Source organism: Streptomyces sp. NBC_00016, assembly GCF_045040885.1.
Classification (GTDB): domain Bacteria; phylum Actinomycetota; class Actinomycetes; order Streptomycetales; family Streptomycetaceae; genus Streptomyces; species Streptomyces coriariae.
This window is the reverse complement of sequence record NZ_CP108304.1, coordinates 8,075,128-8,091,178: the sequence shown is the minus strand read 5'-3', so window position 1 is coordinate 8,091,178 and position 16,051 is coordinate 8,075,128. Positions and strand designations below refer to the sequence as shown.

Annotated in this window: 15 protein-coding genes; 7 read left to right on the top strand and 8 right to left on the bottom strand. The window is 73.7% G+C overall.

Annotation, left to right across the window (positions count from 1 at the left end):
* Nucleotides 1–31: 31 nt before the first annotated feature.
* The 3 genes from OG933_RS35865 to OG933_RS35855 form a co-directional block, all read right to left on the bottom strand.
* Nucleotides 32–910, bottom strand: coding sequence for a hypothetical protein (locus tag OG933_RS35865; RefSeq protein WP_405631021.1), 879 nt, complete (start codon nt 908–910; stop codon nt 32–34).
* Nucleotides 911–962: 52 nt separating this feature from the next.
* Nucleotides 963–2,492 (bottom strand): hypothetical protein, encoded by a 1,530-nt coding sequence (locus OG933_RS35860; protein ID WP_362529727.1) that lies wholly within the window; start codon nt 2,490–2,492, stop codon nt 963–965.
* 157 nt (nt 2,493–2,649) lie between these two features.
* Nucleotides 2,650–3,351: a GntR family transcriptional regulator gene (locus OG933_RS35855; RefSeq protein WP_362275384.1), complete on the bottom strand. Its 702-nt coding sequence runs from the start codon at nt 3,349–3,351 to the stop codon at nt 2,650–2,652.
* A 169-nt stretch (nt 3,352–3,520) separates the two neighbouring features.
* Here OG933_RS35855 and OG933_RS35850 point away from each other — a divergent pair, with 169 nt between their 5' ends.
* The 5 genes from OG933_RS35850 to OG933_RS35830 are packed head-to-tail and all read left to right on the top strand — an operon-like array spanning nt 3,521 to nt 8,037.
* Nucleotides 3,521–4,840: an MFS transporter gene (locus OG933_RS35850; protein ID WP_405631019.1), complete on the top strand. Its 1,320-nt coding sequence runs from the start codon at nt 3,521–3,523 to the stop codon at nt 4,838–4,840.
* An 8-nt stretch (nt 4,841–4,848) separates the two neighbouring features.
* A complete protein-coding gene (locus tag OG933_RS35845) occupies nt 4,849–5,691 on the top strand; it encodes a putative hydro-lyase (RefSeq protein WP_054239622.1) in 843 nt (280 codons plus the stop codon).
* Between the two features lie 20 nt (nt 5,692–5,711).
* Nucleotides 5,712–6,479, top strand: a complete 768-nt coding sequence (locus tag OG933_RS35840) for a 5-oxoprolinase subunit PxpA (RefSeq protein WP_362529722.1) — start codon at nt 5,712–5,714, stop codon at nt 6,477–6,479.
* Nucleotides 6,480–6,481: 2 nt separating this feature from the next.
* The gene (locus OG933_RS35835; RefSeq protein WP_405633604.1) at nt 6,482–7,171 is read left to right on the top strand and encodes a carboxyltransferase domain-containing protein; all 690 of its coding nucleotides are present in this window, start codon (nt 6,482–6,484) and stop codon (nt 7,169–7,171) included.
* The gene (locus OG933_RS35830; protein WP_405631018.1) at nt 7,168–8,037 is read left to right on the top strand and encodes a biotin-dependent carboxyltransferase family protein; all 870 of its coding nucleotides are present in this window, start codon (nt 7,168–7,170) and stop codon (nt 8,035–8,037) included. The genes OG933_RS35835 and OG933_RS35830 overlap by 4 nt, the downstream gene beginning before the upstream one ends.
* Before the next feature lie 27 nt (nt 8,038–8,064).
* On the opposite strand, the gene OG933_RS35825 is transcribed toward OG933_RS35830, so the two are convergent.
* The 5 genes from OG933_RS35825 to OG933_RS35805 form a co-directional block, all read right to left on the bottom strand.
* A complete protein-coding gene (locus tag OG933_RS35825) occupies nt 8,065–9,177 on the bottom strand; it encodes a GDSL-type esterase/lipase family protein (RefSeq protein ID WP_405631016.1) in 1,113 nt (370 codons plus the stop codon).
* The gene (locus OG933_RS35820; protein ID WP_405631015.1) at nt 9,174–10,406 is read right to left on the bottom strand and encodes a glycosyltransferase; all 1,233 of its coding nucleotides are present in this window, start codon (nt 10,404–10,406) and stop codon (nt 9,174–9,176) included. Before OG933_RS35820 ends, OG933_RS35825 begins: the two co-directional genes overlap by 4 nt.
* Nucleotides 10,403–11,530: a glycosyltransferase family 4 protein gene (locus tag OG933_RS35815; RefSeq protein ID WP_405631012.1), complete on the bottom strand. Its 1,128-nt coding sequence runs from the start codon at nt 11,528–11,530 to the stop codon at nt 10,403–10,405. The genes OG933_RS35820 and OG933_RS35815 overlap by 4 nt, the downstream gene beginning before the upstream one ends.
* A 218-nt stretch (nt 11,531–11,748) precedes the next feature.
* Nucleotides 11,749–13,170: a HEAT repeat domain-containing protein gene (locus OG933_RS35810; RefSeq protein ID WP_267020947.1), complete on the bottom strand. Its 1,422-nt coding sequence runs from the start codon at nt 13,168–13,170 to the stop codon at nt 11,749–11,751.
* 323 nt (nt 13,171–13,493) lie between these two features.
* Nucleotides 13,494–13,886, bottom strand: coding sequence for an ankyrin repeat domain-containing protein (locus OG933_RS35805; RefSeq protein WP_054239571.1), 393 nt, complete (start codon nt 13,884–13,886; stop codon nt 13,494–13,496).
* A gap of 262 nt (nt 13,887–14,148) precedes the next feature.
* On the opposite strand from OG933_RS35805, the gene OG933_RS35800 reads away from it, so the two are divergent.
* The gene (locus tag OG933_RS35800; RefSeq protein ID WP_020128927.1) at nt 14,149–14,343 is read left to right on the top strand and encodes a hypothetical protein; all 195 of its coding nucleotides are present in this window, start codon (nt 14,149–14,151) and stop codon (nt 14,341–14,343) included.
* A 41-nt stretch (nt 14,344–14,384) separates the two neighbouring features.
* A complete protein-coding gene (locus tag OG933_RS35795; protein WP_405631009.1) occupies nt 14,385–16,046 on the top strand; it encodes a hypothetical protein in 1,662 nt (553 codons plus the stop codon).
* Nucleotides 16,047–16,051 lie beyond the last annotated feature (5 nt).

Here is a 16,051-nt window from a genome sequence, read left to right as displayed (position 1 = left end):
GGAAGCTCGGTAGCTCGGTAGCTCGGTAGCTTCAGGAGTGGAACGGCAGGCCGGCGTCGGCCACCAGGTCCAGGTCCTCGCTCTCCTCGGCTGGCAGCAGCGTCGGAGAGCCGTCGGTGACCGGGACGACGCCCAGCTCCAGCAGCTCGGCCATGGCGGCACCGCCCGCCATGTCACGCACCTGGAGCTGATAGCGGGCGGTCGTCCGGTAGGTACCGCCGCTGTCGTCACCGGTCCGCTGGAGGAAACCGGAGTCGGTGAGGAACGCGACGGCCTTGCCGACGATGCCGGTCGTCGAACCGGCGAGTCTGCGGGCGTCCTTGGTGGCGCCGGTGGAGCTGCGTCTGGCCCAGATCCGCCAGGCGGCCTCCAGGCCGGGCGCGTCGGTGGCGGGGTCGGTGTTCTCGCCCTGCTCGTCCGCCCGCTCCTCCAGCCGGCGGCAGGCCTGGCGTACGAAGGCGTCCACTCCGTTGACGCTGACCCGGCCGATGTAGCCGTCGTCGGCCAGGTCCTCGGGCCGGGGGAACGCCATCGCGGCGACGCAGAGGTGCGCGAGCCCGTGCAGGAACCGGTCGCCGCCGTCGGCGGACGTACGACGCGCGTAGTCCCCCATCCGCACGGCGAACACCGAGTCCTCGGCCGCGGTCACCGCCATCCCCGCGCGCGGGGAGACCTCCAGCACGATCAGCCCGAGTCCGGTGGCCACGGCGTCGGCGAGCCGTGCGAACGCCGGGTCCTCCCGGTACCGCCGCAGCAGTTCGGCGTACTCCTGGTCCCGCGCGGGCTGCAGCTTGGGCATCAGCCCGAAGGCGACGAGCCGCGCCGCGTCGGCGGCGTCGGCGGGGGTGACGGCGGCGTTCGCCGCCGGGGCGGGTGCCTCCGTGTCGCTCCACTCGACCTGCTCGGTCACAGCTTCGGCTCCTTGGTGTTCTCGTGCTCGTCCACTCGGTTCCCGACCCGGCTCATGCCGCCTCCGTGCGGTCCGCCGCCATCCCCGCGGCGTCCAGCAGGGCGGTGCCGACGATGAGATCGGCTCCGCCGAACCCCGGGTCGTCCAGTTCCTTGCCGTCGTCCACGGCGAACAGCAGCTTCTCCTCGCCCTGGCGGTAGGCGGTGCCCACGGCCGGGCTGGCGGCGTGCACGGCCAGCAGTGCCACCAGGTAGGCCAGTTCCTCGCCGTCCTTGGCCCGCGCCTCCTCGAGCAGTCCCGACAGCCGTCGTGGCGCGTCCGCCGGCAGATCGAGCAGTTCCTTGGCCATCGCCAGCTGTTCCTCGCTGAACCGGCTGTCGTCCGGCGTCGCGATGAGGTCCGGCTCCGGCATCTCCGCGCCCAGGTGCTCCCGCTCCACCGGCGGCGTCAGCAGCAGGTCGACGAGGTCGCCCAGGCGCACCGACACCGGCGTGCGCAATCCGGTCCCGTGGGCGAAGAACGCGTCGGTGACCCGGACCGCCTGCTCCAGCGGCAGCGGCAGCACGGGGGTGACGAGGTGCCCGTAGAGGTCGATCCCCGACGAGGTCATGGGCGTGGCGAAGGCCTGTCGGTCCTGCTCGGCACGGAACAGCGGGCCGGCCTCCAGCAGCCGGGACTGCAACTGGGTGTGCCGGCGGATGCAGTCCTTCACGATGTCGACGAGTTCGGCGGCCCGCCGCTTGTTCTCCGCGTCCTCGATCTCGTCGCGTGCCTTGCGGATGTTGGTGAGGATCGCGTTCTCGTGGCGGTAGCGGTCGGCGACGTGGTCGAGGGCCTCGGCGATCATGTCGGGGACGGCGTTGAGCCAGTCCACCGCGCGCACGTTGCGCCGGGTCGCCTCCAGGGCGCGGCGCAGGGTCTCCGAGTACTGCACGGTGCGGTAGCGGGCCTGTTCGGCGGCCAGCTGGGCGTCGGCGAGCCGGCCGCGCCGGATGAGCACCTCGAGCTTGACCTCGGCGGCGATCTGCGCGCTGGTGACGTCGGTGTCGAGGGCGCCGACTAGGACGTTGACCGCCTCGTCGGTGGTGCGGAGGTAGACCGCGCCGCCGTAGCCGGGGACCTCTTCGATCAGCTTGAAGTCGTAGTCGCGGCGCACATACGTGCCGTCCGGCGCGAACGTGCCGTACGCGGCGCGGAAGCCGCGGTCGACGCTGCCGACGTTGATCAGGTTCTCCAGCACCCAGCGGGCCACCCGCTCGTGCTCGGCGACGGGCCGCCGCGGGGCCTGCGCGGCGATGCGCGGCATGAGGCGGGCCACTATCTGGTCGTGGTCGGCGCCGGTGTCGAAGTCCATGTTGAGTGTGACGAGGTCGATGGCGGCGAGGGCGATCTCCGCCATGCCGTAGACCGAGTACTCACCGGCGAGGTTGGCCTTGCGGGCGTCGAGGTCGTGGATCGGCGCGGTGCAGGCGAGCGCGCGCAGCCGCCGCGCCAGCCCCTCGTCGGCCGCCGGGCCCGGAGCGGGGCGCGGCGCCGCGCTGAGCTGGGGCGGAACACGGTCCGTCGACGCAGGCGAAGTCACGGTGCACAGACTAGGTCCTCGGTCTGACATCGACCCAAACGGCGCGGATCGCCTCCGGCGGCATGGCCGCACGACTACGGGTCGTTCTCCGGCTGCGGGCCGGTGGGGCCGGCCGAGCCCACGCGGCGGAGCCGCACATCGATACAGACCCGCGTCGCTAGGGGGCGCTGTCGCCCTCGACCCTTCGCCGGTAGGCCTCGAGCACGCGTTCCAGCGAGTCGGCCAGGTAGACGCCCAGCAGCCGCTCGGCCTCCTCCGCGTCCTGCGCCTCCAGGGCCTGGAGGATCTGGCGGTTGCGCTGGAGGTAGGGCTCGTGCAGCCGGCGCGGCTCGTCGACGAGGTGGAAGGCGAGGCGCAGCTCGGCGAAGACGCTGCGCATCAGCTCGTCGGTGCGCACGCTTCCGGCCAGGGCCACCAGTTCGCGGTGGAAGTGGAAGTTGGCGGTACCCAGTCCTTTCCAGTCACTCTCGACGGCCGCGACCTGTCCTTCGGTGACGCTCGCCCGGAGGCCGTCCAGTGTGTACGGCGACTCCCCGAGCCCGCGTACGACGGCGCACTCGACGAGCGCGCGCGTGCGGTAGATGTCCTCGACGTCCTCGACGGTCAGGACCCGGACGAACACGCCCCGGTTCAGCTCGTGGACGAGCAGGCGCTCGTGGGTGAGCAGCCGGAACGCCTCGCGCAGCGTGTTGCGGGAGACGCCGAGCGCCCCGCCGATGCTGTCCTCCGACAGTCGCGTCCCGGGCGGGAAATAGCCCTCGGCGATGCGGCTTCTGAGGATGTCCGAAACCCGTTCGGCCGTGCTCGTGCGGCCCAGGAGGGCGCGGTCGTCGGCCAGTCCCGCCAGCTGCTCTGCCATGCCCGGAATTCAACCGCAGACACGAGAACGAAACAACATGGGTATTGAAGGATCGTTCAACGATCCTCTACCTTCCTTTCATGGCACCGCCCGTCCCCGCCGCGGCGACCGCCTCCGCACGGCACAGCTCAGTTCCCGCACCCTCCGTCCTCCCTCAGCGAGGTGCCCCATGAGCACGCCCCCTCCATCACGGACCCCGGCCACCGACCCCCGCCCCGCCGCCTCCGCCCCCGCCCCCGCCTCCGGCACCGCTCCCGACGACGGCGCTCTGGCCTGGCTGCGGGCCCTCGGTCCGCGCGGCCGCCGCGCCTTCGCCGGCGCGTTCGGCGGCTACGCCCTCGACTCCTACGACTACTTCACGCTGCCGCTGAGCATGGTCGCGCTGGCGGCCTACTTCGGCCTGGACAGCGGCCAGACCGGCCTGTTCACCACCGTCACCCTGGTCGCCTCGGCGATCGGCGGCGCCGTCGCGGGGGTGCTGGCCGACCGGATCGGCCGGGTCAGGGCCCTGATGATCACGGTGATCACGTACGCGGTCTTCACCGTCGCCTGCGGCTTCGCGTCCAGCTACGAGACGCTGCTGGTCTTCCGGTCCCTCCAGGGCCTCGGTTTCGGCGGCGAGTGGGCGGTCGGCGCGATCCTGGTCGCCGAGTACGCGAGCGCGAAGCACCGGGGTCGCACCCTCGGCGCGATCCAGAGTTCGTGGGCCGTCGGCTGGGGCCTCGCGGTAGTGGCGTACACGCTGGTCTTCTCGTTCTTCGGCGACGACGTCGCCTGGCGCGTGATGTTCTGGACCGGCGCCCTGCCCGCGCTGCTCGTGGTGTGGATGCGGCGCCGGGTGCAGGACGCTCCGGAGGCCACGGCCGCCCGCGAGCAGAGCGCCGAGAAGGGCTCGTTCCCGGCGATCTTCAAAGGGCCGCTGCTGCGGACCACGCTCTTCGCCGGCCTGCTCTCCACCGGTGTGCAGGGCGGCTACTACACCCTGGCGACCTGGGTGCCGACGTACCTGAAATCGGAGCGGGGCCTGTCGGTGGTCGGCACCGGCGGCTATCTGACCTTCCTGATCTCGGGGGCCTTCCTCGGCTACCTCACGGGCGGCTATCTCACCGACCGGCTGGGCCGGCGGCGCAACATCTGGCTGTTCGCCCTGCTGTCCGCGGTGTGCATCCTGGCGTACGCGAACATCCCGAGCGGCGCGGACACCCTGCTCCTCGTGCTCGGTTTCCCCCTCGGGTTCTGCATGTCCGCGATCTTCAGCGGCTTCGGCTCCTACCTGAGCGAGCTGTACCCAACGGCCCTGCGCGGCACCGGACAGGGCTTCACCTACAACACCGGCCGCGCCGTGGGCGCCGTCTTCCCCACCACGGTCGGCTTCCTCGCCGACAGCTGGGGTGTGGGCGGCGCGCTGGTGTTCGGCGCGATCGGCTACGCCATCGCCGCCCTGGCGCTGCTGGGGCTGCCGGAGACCCGCGGGAAGGAACTGGAGTGAACCGTCCGATCCTCACGCAGGACAGCCGTCCGCCCCTCGTCGACGACCGTCCCGTCACCCTCCTCGACGAGCACGCGCACGCGTGGAGCCCCGCCACCGCCCGGGCCCGCTTCCGGGCGGGCCTGGCGGGCCCCACGGCCGGGGTCGCGGGCGGCCACACCCAGGTCAACCTGATCTCGGTGCCCGCGGACTGGGCGTACGACATGCTCCTGTTCTGCCAGCGCAACCCCAAGCCCTGTCCCGTCCTCGACGTCACGGACGCCGGCTCTTGGACGACCGTCCTCGCCGAGGGCGCCGACCTGCGCACCGATCTGCCGCGCTACCGGGTCTGGGCGGACGGGGAACTGGTGGACGAGCCGACGGACGTGCGCGCGTACTGGCGCGACGACCTGGTGTCGTTCCTGATCGGGTGCAGCTTCACCTTCGAGTGGGCGCTGTCCGGGGCGGGCGTCCCGATCCGGCACGTCGAGCAGGGGCGCAACGTCCCGATGTACGTGACGAGCCGCCGGTGCCGGCCCGCGGGGCGGCTGCACGGCCCCATGGTGGTCTCCATGCGTCCGGTGCCGCCGCAGCACCTCGCGGCGGCCATCCGGGAGAGCAGCCTGCTCCCGGCGGTGCACGGCGGCCCCGTACACTGCGGCGATCCGTCGGGACTGGGCATCGACGACCTCGGCCGGCCCGACTTCGGCGACCCGGTGGAAGCCGCGCCGGACGACATCCCGGTGTTCTGGGCCTGCGGCGTGACCCCGCAGGCCGCGGTGATGGCCTCGCGCCCTCCGTTCGCCCTCACCCACGCCCCGGGACAGATGTTCCTCACCGACGCCCGCGACGAGCAGTACCGCGTGGCGTGAGAACGAGATACGAAGGAACCATGACCGCGACGACCGCGATCGATCTGAACGCCGACCTCGGCGAGGGCTTCGGCCGCTGGGAGCTGACCGACGACGAGCGGCTGCTGTCCGTCGTCAGCAGCGCCAACGTGGCCTGTGGCTTCCACGCGGGGGACCCGGTCACCATGCGCCGGGTGTGCGACCTGGCGGCCGAGCGGGGTGTGACGATCGGCGCGCAGGTCTCCTACCGGGACCTGGCCGGGTTCGGGCGGCGCGCCATGGACGTGCCGCCCGCCGAACTGGCCGCCGAGGTGGCGTACCAGATCGGCGCCCTGGAGGTGTTCGCCCGGGCGGCGGGCGCGCGCGTGGCGTACGTGAAGCCGCACGGCGCGCTCTACAACCGGGTCGTGCACGACGAGGAGCAGGCCGGCGCGGTGGTCGACGGGGTGCTCCTCGTCGGCGCCGCGCTGCCGGTGCTCGGGCTGCCCGGCTCACGCCTGCTGGAGCGGGCCCGGGGGGCGGGGCTCCCCGCCGTCCCGGAGGCCTTCGCGGACCGCGCGTACACCGAGGAGGGCACGCTCGTGCCCCGTGGGCGGGCCGGGGCCGTGGTCACCGACCCGGACGCCGTCGTGGAACGGTCGGTGCGCTTGGCCCGCCTCGGGCAGGTCATCTCCCAGGCGGGGTCGTCCATCGAGGTGCACGCGCGTTCGCTGTGCCTGCACGGCGACACGCCCGGTGCGGTGGAACTGGCCCGCCGGGTCCGGCGTGGGCTGGAGGAGTCGGGCGTACGGGTGGAGGCCTTCGCATGAGCGTGCGTGTCCTGCCCGTCGGCGACGACGCCCTGCTCGTCGAGCTGGCGTCGGGCGCGGAGGCCGAGGCCCTGCATGCGGAACTGCTGCGTCGCCGCGCGGCGGGCCTGCTCAGTGCCCGCGAGATTGTCCCGGCGGCCCGCACCGTCCTCCTGGACGGTCTGACCGATCCCGGCCGGCTGGCGTCCGAGCTGGCCGCGTCCGACGTACCGCCCGCTCCCCCGCGTGAGCAGGCGGCCGTGGAGATCCCGATCCGGTACGACGGCCCGGACCTGGCCGAGGTCGCCGCCCACTGGGGCGTCCCCGAGGAGGAGGTGGCCCGCATCCACGCGGGCACCGAGTTCCGGGTCGCCTTCTGCGGGTTCGCGCCCGGCTTCGGCTACCTGACCGGCCTGCCTCCGCGCTACGACGTGCCACGCCGGGCCACCCCGCGCACCGCCGTGCCGGCCGGTTCGGTGGCACTGGCCGGGCCGTACACGGGTGTGTACCCGCGTGCGTCGCCGGGCGGCTGGCAGCTGATCGGCAGCACGGACGCGGTGCTCTGGGACCACGCGCGCGTGCCGGCCGCGCTGCTGTCGCCGGGCACGCGCGTGCGCTTCGTCCCGGTGGGACCGATGGGACCGGCGGGACCTGTGGGACCTGTGGGACCGGCGGGACCGGCGGGATCTGTGGGATCTGTGGGCACCTCATGAGCGACCGCGCAGTCTCCGTCGTCCGCGCCGGGGCCCTCACCACGGTGCAGGACCGGGGCCGCCCGGGGCACGCGCATCTCGGCGTGCCCCGTTCCGGCGCTCTCGACGCGCCCGCGGCGGCCCTCGTCAACCGGCTGGTGGGCAACCCGCCCGATGCGGCCGTCCTGGAGACGACGCTCAACGGCTGCGCCCTCAGGCCGCGTTCCGACATGACCGTCGCGGTCGGCGGCGCGCCCTGCCGGGTCACGGTGGACGGCCGGCCGGTCGCCTGGGGCGCCCCCGTACGGGTACGCGCCGGGACCCTCCTGGAGATCGGACCGGCCGTCTGGGGGGTACGCACCTACGTGGCCCTGGCCGGCGGCATCATCGTCGAGCCGGTCCTCGGCAGCCGGTCCACGGACCTGCTCTCGGGTCTCGGGCCCCCGCCGCTCACGGACGGCACCGTCCTTCCGCTGGGGCGCGAACTCGTCCCGCACGCGCGCGTGGACGTCGCCCCGCAGCCTGCGCCCCCGGCCGAACTGGTCCTCCGGGTGACGCTCGGTCCACGGGACGACTGGTTCACGCCGGACGCGCTCCGCGCCTTCACCTCGCGGACGTTCCTCGTGTCCTCCGCGAGCAATCGCATCGGGCTGCGCACCGAGGGGCCCGCCCTGGAGCGTGCGCGCAGCGGTGAACTGGCGAGCGAGGGCATGGTCCTGGGCGCCGTACAGGTTCCGCCCGCCGGCCGGCCGGTGGTCTTCCTGGCCGATCACCCGACCACCGGGGGCTACCCGGTGATCGGGGTCGTCCGCGCGGGCGATCTCGCGGCGGCGGCCCAGGCCGTGCCGGGAACGCCGGTCCGCTTCGTGGCCGTACGCCGAAGGTGACGCCGACGACGTCGGCCGCTCCGGACTTCAGGCGGCGTCCGGCTGCCGTTCCGCCACGGAGAGCGCGGCGAGCGCCGCGGACACCGCCGCGGAGGCCCGCAGATCGAGACGGGCGCTCGTCCCCCGCGCGCGGTGCCGCAGCTCGTCGGCGGCCAGCGTGAGCAGTTGCGGGAGCAGGTCGGTGCAGCGCCGGGCCACCCAGCCGGTGCCCGCGGTCGCCAGCCACCACAGGCTCGCCGAGGTCGTCGGCGCCGGGAACTCGGGCTCGGGCGAGGGCGGGGACCCGGTCGCGAGGCCCGCCTCGGCGAGCACCGCGTGGAAGCGCACGGCCAGTTGCCGGTGCCCGCGCTCCCCGGGGTGGAGCCGGTCCGCGCTCCACATGGCCCGGTCCGTCAGCCAGGCGCCCTCCGCGGCGTGCAGGTGGACGGCGCCGTACCGTTCGGAGAGCGCGTGGACGACGGCGTTGACCGCGCGCTGCCGCCGGGCCAGTGGCCGGGCGAGAGCCCCGGGCAGCCCGAGGGTGCCGCCCGGGTCGGGCAGGCACGCGGTGAGCAGGACCGCGCCCTGCTCGGCGAAGGCGCCGTAGACCGTGTCGAGCCGGGCGGCCACGGCGTGGATGTCGAAGGTGCAGCGCAGAGTGTCGTTGACGCCGACGACCACGGAGACGACGTCGGGCCGCAGTTCCAGCCCGGCCGGGAGCTGCCGGTCCAGCACGTCCCGCGTCTGCGCGCCGCTGACCGCGAGATTGATGAACTCAACGTGCTCCCCAGGCGCCACGGCCGCGTCGCCCCCTGCGCACGCCTCGGCCCCCGCGAGCGCCTCGACCCCCGCGAGCCCGTCAGTCCCTCCAAGCCCCTCGGTTCGCGCAAGCGTCTCGGTCCCCGCAAACGCCTGGATCTCCGCGGTCCCCGCGAATCTCTTGGTTCCCGCGAGCCCCTCGACCCTTGGGAGCCCCTCGAACCCCGCGCGCCCCGCGCGCCCCGCAGGCCCCGCGGGCCCGACCGCCCGCGTGGCGCCCCCGTTCTCGCCGATCAGGCTCTGGGCGAGCAGTGCGGCCCAGCCGCGCCACCGCTCGCCCACGGGGTCCCCCACGCCCTCGGTGAGCGAGTCCCCGAGGGCGACGAAGCGGACGTGTCTCATCCGAGGCCTCCGGGCGCGAAGGGACGGACAGGTGCGGTCACCGGGGCCGGGACCGACACCGTCGCGTCGTGCGCCGTGAGGAAGGCGTCGACCGCCGTACCCCAGCCGAAGCACTCCGCACGCGCGCGTGCGGCCTCCCGGCGGGCCGCGAAGGGGCGCTCCAGGAGGCTCTCCACGGCGTCCGCGAACGCCTCCCCCCGGTCGGCCGCCGTGGTCCCCGCGGCGCCGATCACCTCGGGGAGCGCCGAGGAGGCGCTCGCGACGACGGGGGTCCCGCACGCCATGGCCTCCAGGGCGGCGAGCCCGAACGTCTCCGCAGGCCCAGGGGCCAGACACACGTCGGCCGAGGCCTGCAGGGCACCGAGCGCACCGCGGTCGGAGACATGCCCCAGGAACGTCACGGGCAGCCCGCGCTCGCGGGCCCGCTGCTCCAGCCGCGGCCGCAGCGGCCCGTCGCCCGCGACGACCAGGACCGCCCGCGCACCGCGCCGCAGCAACGCCTCCAGGGCGTCCAGCGCCGTGCCGGGCCGCTTCTCCACGGACAGACGGGTACACATCACCAGCAAGGTCTGGTCCTCGCGCGCGTGACGGGCCCGCAGCCCGGCGTCGTACAGGGCGGGGTGCCGTTCGACGAGGTCGACGCCCAGCGGCGCCCGCACGACGTTCCGCGCCCCGATCCGCACGAACTCCCGCTCGGCGAACTCGGTGGTGCACACCACGCGCGCGTACGTGTGCGCCGTGCGGAGGTTGAGCACGTCGGCGGCGCGCCGGGCCGCACCCTCCGGCACGCCCCAGGTGCGCAGGACGCCGTCGGCGGTCTCGTGGGAGACCATCACGGCGGGGACCCGGGCCCGCCGCGCCCACCTGCCGGTCCAGCGCAGTGTCGTACGGTCGGAGACCTCCAGACGGTCGGGGGCGAGTTCCTCCAGCAGGCGGGCGACCCGCCGTTTGTCGGTGAGGACGCGGTAGCCGCCGGTGCCGGGCAGCAGCGGCCCCGGCAGGGTGATCACCCGCCCCTGCTCGGTCCGACGGTCGCTCTCCCGCTCGCCGGGCACGATCAGGACCGGGTCGTGGCCGGCCGCGCGATAGCCCTTGCCGAGTTCGCGCAGGGCCGTGCGCAGGCCGCCCGAGGCGGGGGCGACGAAGTTGGCGAGCCGCACGATCCGCAGCGGCCCGGCACTCGTGCAGGTGGGGCGGGCGGGGCCGTTGCCGCCGTCGGGGCCGCTCATGCCGCCACCGCCGGTCGACGCGCGGCGAGCACGTCCTCGTAGTGGCCGATGAGCCGGTCGCCGACGGCGGCCCAGGTGCGTCCCTCCACCGTGGCCCGCCCGGCGGCGCCGTAGGCGGCCCGCCGCGCGGGGTCGGCCGCCAGCGCCGCCACCGCGTCCTGCACGACGGCGGCGTCCCGGGGCGGGACGAGCAGGCCGGTACGCCCTTGGGCGACCAGGTCCAGCGGGCCGCCCGCGGCGGGCGCGACCACCGGCACACCGCTGGCCATGGCCTCCTGCACGGTCTGGCAGAAGGTCTCGAAGGGGCCGGTGTGCACGAACACGTCCAGCGAGGCGAAGATCCGGGCGAGTTCGTCGCCGGTGCGGTTGCCCAGGAAGACCGCGCCCGGCAGGGTCTCCTCCAGGCCGGGCCTGCTCGGTCCGTCGCCCACCACCACGACCCGCACCCCCGGCAGCCCGCAGACGCCGGACAGCAGCTCGACGTGCTTCTCGGGGGCGAGCCGTCCGACGTAGCCGACGATCAGCTCGCCGTTCGGGGCGAGCGCGCGCCGCAGTGTCTCGTCGCGGCGGTCGGGACGGAAGCGCAGGGTGTCCACGCCCCGCGGCCACAGCTTCACCCGGGGGACACCGTGCGTGTCCAGGTCGTGCAGGGCCGCGCTGGAGGGGGCGAGGGTGAGGTCGGCGGCGGCGTGGACGGACCGTATCCGGCGCCAGGCGGCTGCCTCGCCGGCGCCCATGTAGGTGCGGGCGTAGCCGCCCAGGTCGGTCTGGTAGACGGCGACTGCGGGGATACCGAGCCGGGCGGCGGCCGACATGCCCCGTACGCCGAGGATGAACGGGCTGGCCAGGTGGACCATGTCGGCCCGGTGCTCGGCGATGGCGGCGGCGACGCGTCGGCTGGGGAGAGCGACGCGGACCTGGGGGTAGCCGGGGAGCGGAAGGGAGGGGACTCGGACGACGGGGCAGGGCGCTTCGGCGTCCGGCCCGGTCCCGGCGGCGGTGGCCGGGGCGACGACGACGGGGGTGTGACCGCGATCGACGAGGTGTCGGGCGGTCTGGAAGGCGCAATGGGCCACGCCGTTCACGTCGGGGGGAAAGGATTCGGTCACGATGACGACACGCATACCCGTGTTGTCGCCGCCCCGGACGTGGACGCGTCAAAGTGGATCTTTCCGAACGACAAACGTCCCGTGAGCGTTGCGCTGCGCAGGACGTAGGCGCGCTACACGTTCCGCGCAGGTCGGACGGCGTCCATGCCGGTCCGCCCGGCGGGCCATCGGGTGTTCATCTGCCGGGACAGGCCGCCGCCAGGCTCCCCTCGGGCGGCGGCCTGTCCCGACAGTCACATCGCGGACGCGGCGTCCGGTCCGATCCGGCTGCGCACGGCCGTCTGGACCTCCGCCTCCTCGGCCGGATCGGCGGCGAGCCGGCGCAGGCGCTCCACGACCCGGGCGTCACCGGTCTCGGCGTGCCGGGCGGCGATCTCGCGGGTGCCCTCCTCGCAGTCCCAGAGGCACTCGACGGCGAAGCCGGTGGCGTAGGACGGGTCGGTGGCGGCCAGTGCGCGGGCGCAGCGCCCGCGCAGATGGGACGAGGCCGTCTCGCGGTAGATATGGCGCAGGACGGGTGCCGCGCAGACGATGCCGAGCCGTCCGGCGCCGTCGACGAGGGTCCACAGGCTCGGCGCGTCGCAGCCCTCGCCGCGTACGGCCTCGCGCAGCGCGCCGAGGACGAGGTCGCTGTCCTGGGTTCCGCCCCGGCAGGCGAGCATGCGGCCGGCCGCGGTGCCCAGGGGGTCGGGCCGGTGGGCCCAGCCGCGGGCCCGGTCGACGGCGGCGACGCTGCGCATGCGCTCGAAGGCGTCGACGGCGGCCTCGACGACGGGCGTCGAGCCGGTGGCCACGGCCTGTTCGATGAGGAGCAGGGCGTCGGGGTCGTTGAAGTCGGCGAGGTAGCGCAGGGCCGTGCAGCGGGCTCCCTCGGTGCCGTCCTTGGCCGCCTGCACGATCTCGGCGCGGTCCTCGGGCCCTGCCACGGCGGACAGGCAGCGGGCGGCGGGGACATGGAGCGCGGCTCCGCGTTCGACACCCTGCTGGGCCCATTCGAAGACGGCCTGGACGCTCCAGCCGGGGCGGGGTCCGCTCGGACTCATCTGACGTTGCCAGCGGTCGAAACAGCCGGCCTCCTGAGCGGCACGCACGCGCGTGGAGACGTACTCGCGGGGATCCTCGGCCCACAGCCGCCAGGGCCGTGGTTCGAAGGCGTCCCGTACGGCGGCGGCGAGTTCGGCCTCGCCCTCGGTATCGGTGGCGAACCGTGCGAGCACGGGTGCCGCGAGGGCGCGCAGACCGGCGTCGTCGTCCCGCAGGGCGAGTTCGTCCAGGGCCCAGGCCCAGTTGGCTCCTGAGACCGCGTACCGGCGCAGCAGGGCCAGGGCCTCCCGCCTGCCGTAGGAGGCGAGGTGGCCGAGGACGGCCAGGGCCAGGCCCGTGCGGGATTCCTCGGTGTCGAAGGAGTCCTCGACATCGAAGAGGTGGGCCTCGATCTCGTCCAGCTCGCCGTGCAGATCGAGGTAGAGACGGGCGTAGTAGAGGGAGCGGTTCTCCACCTGCCAGTCGTGGCGGGGGTCCCGCAGCACACAGTGGTTCAGCGCCGCGAGCGCCTCGGCTCGCGGAGCGGTGAGCGCGTGCAACGTGCCGTCGCCGCGCCCCCTCTGGAGCAGGCCGAGCAGCGTACCGCTGGGCGCTATGACCGGATCGAACATGGGAAACAGCCTCACATCAAGCGTCGACGCAACCGGGGACGTGCATTACCTGGCCGCGTGACAACACGTCGGGGCGCCCGCCGTTTCCTGCTTGCTGTAGACCATTTTCCTCTGCCTCTCGTCGGTGGCCCATGCGGACCGCGTCACGGCCCGCGCGGTGCGGCAACACCTGCCCAGCCATCGCGTCCGTGAATCACGACGTCATGATGACCCGGCTGTTCTACCTGCCGCGACCGAAATTTCCGGCGGCCTTGTACCGCCTCCCCCGTGGTCGTCGATTTACCTGGTCAGGAACTCTCGTTGACCTGCTCGTAACCGTCGGCTCAGTGCACGCCGAACAGGTCGAGCAGCTCCGCCCTGCCGAACATGCGAGCGGTGTCGACCGCCGACGGGGTCCCCTGGGAGGGATCGGCGCCGGCCTCCAGCAGGACCTTGATGACGTCCGTCTCGCCCTTGAAGGCCGCCCCGGCGAGCGGGGTCTGGCCTCGGTCGTTGATCCGGTCGGCCTCGGCGCCGCGGGCCAGCAGGGCCCGGACCGCGTCGGCGTGGCCGTGGTACGCGGCGAGCATCACCAGGGAGTCGCCGCGGTCGTTGGTGAGGTTGGCCGGAACGCCCGCGTCGACGTACGCCACGAGCTCCTCGGTCCGACCCCCGCGGGCCAGATCGAAGATCTTGGTCGCCAGCTCCACGACCTCGGGGTCGGGGCCTTCGCTCATCGGCCGGTCCGCCTCTCCACTCAACCGTTCAGGTGAATCGCCAGCGTACTGGCTCGTCGGAAACATGGCCGGTCCCGTCGGCGGCAAAGATCACGGGCAGACCCGTTCGACGCAACTCTCCTGCTCAGGCAGCCCACCAGGCCTTCCGCCAGCTGGGGGAAATCAGCTGTTTTTCACCCAGTTGCACCTTTTATAGTATGGATACATCCTGTGATCCTGGAAGTACTCATGGTGACTGTCCCCGCGAACCAGGAGAACCCAAATGATCCTGTCCATGTCAGGCGTAGTCCTGCTCGGCATCATCGTCTTCCTCTTCTTCCGCAAGGACGGGCTCAAGGCGTCGCACGCCGTGGTCTCGGCCCTGTTCGGCTTCTACATGGCCAGCACGGCCATCGCCCCGAGCATCAAGGCAGGCGGCGAGAGCCTGGCGAGCCTCCTCGGCGGCATCAAGTTCTGACGCCGCCCGTCCCGTCCGTACGCACCTCACAGGAGACAGCAGTGGCCCGGCGCCCCCTTCCCAGCATCCTGAGCACAGGCAGCGCACAGATCGCCCGGAGCCGGGAGCTGGCCCGGACGGCGGCCGACAGCGCCACCGATGTCCTCCATCCGCTGATCACGATCACCCGCGGACTGCGCCGGCTGGCCTCGGCCGGGCGGCGCAGGTGGGCCGAGACCCCCAGGGACAAGCGCGGACCGCTGCTGTTCCTGGTGGCCTCGTTGATCCTGGTCGTGGTGCTGGTGCCGTACGGCCCGCTGCTCGCCGTCATCACCCTGATGGCGGCAGCGGCCTGGCAGGGCAGGGACCGCACCCCACCGGTTCCCGAAGGCCCCGACGAGTCGCAGATCCAGCGACTCCAGGTGCTGTACGAGGCCCTGGTCCCGTACTTCTCGACGGCCGACGACCCCGCTCCCCTGTACGCCCACGGCGGCGACTGGGAGACCGTCTTCCCGACGCTGGAGTTCGACGACTCGGACCGCGTGACCCTCCTCGTGATCCGCTACCCCGCGTTCTTCCCGGACGGAGAGGCCGCACCCCGCGCACGGATCGAGCAGTTGCTCGCCGCGAAGTCCGGCCGTGGCCGCGAATACCTCTTCGTCTGGGACGAGGAGGGCAACGAACTCACCCTCAGTGTCCTCAGCCCCCTCCCCACCGACTTCGCGGCCCAACGCTTCGTCACCGCCCCCGGCGAGACGGTCCTGGGCATCACCGACCCCTCCCGGGTCCAGCGCACGCTCCCCCTCGCCCACGGTGAGGACCGGCGCGACGTACCGCCGGTCGTCTGGCGCACCGGCATCCGCTCCACCGAGCCGCACCTGCTGGCGGTCGGCCAGCCCGGCAGCGGCACCTCCACCCTGCTGCGCTCCATCGCCCTGCAGGCCCTCCAGCACGGCGACGTCCTGGTGATCGAGGGCGGCAGCACCGGCGAGTACGCCTGCCTCACCGGCCGGGAAGGCGTCCTGGGCGTCGAGGTCGGACTGGCCGGGGCACTGGCCGCCCTGGAGTGGGCGGTGCACGAGACGGAGCGCCGGCTCATCGCCGGCAACCGCGCCCGGCAGGCGGGCGACCCGCCGCCGGACGACACCAGACACCCCCTGTGGATCCTGCTGGACCGCCCCACCGCCTTCACCCACCTGGCCGACACGGACGGCCGCAAGGACCCGCAGTCCCTCCTCCAGGTCCCCCTCCGGCACGGCCGCGCGGTCGGGGTCACGGTGGTGGTGGCCGAGCAGTTCGACGCCCTGGACTCGCTGAGCGACGCCGTACGGCAGCACACCCGCGCGCGGGTCGCGCTCGGGCCGGCGTCGAAGCAGCAGCTGGAGGCGGTCCTCGGCGCACCCCCGCACACCACGCCCGTCGACCACACACCGCCGGGACGCGGATACGCCCGGCTCGGTTCGGGGCCGGTGCACCGGCTCCAGGTACCGGCGACACCGGACCCGTACGACGACGCGACGAGCGACGCGCATCGGCAGGCGGTGCTGGACCTGCTGCCGCCGCGCTCCACCCCGGCCGACACGGAGACGTTGCCGCCGGTACCGGCCGAGGTCGTGCTCACCAAGCCCGTGGACACGGCCGCCGGGGCCACGAAGGCCACGGGTGCCGAGCCCTCGGCGGCCGACGCCGTGGGCGCGGAGCAGGTGTCCAGCGCGGGCGGGTGACCGCT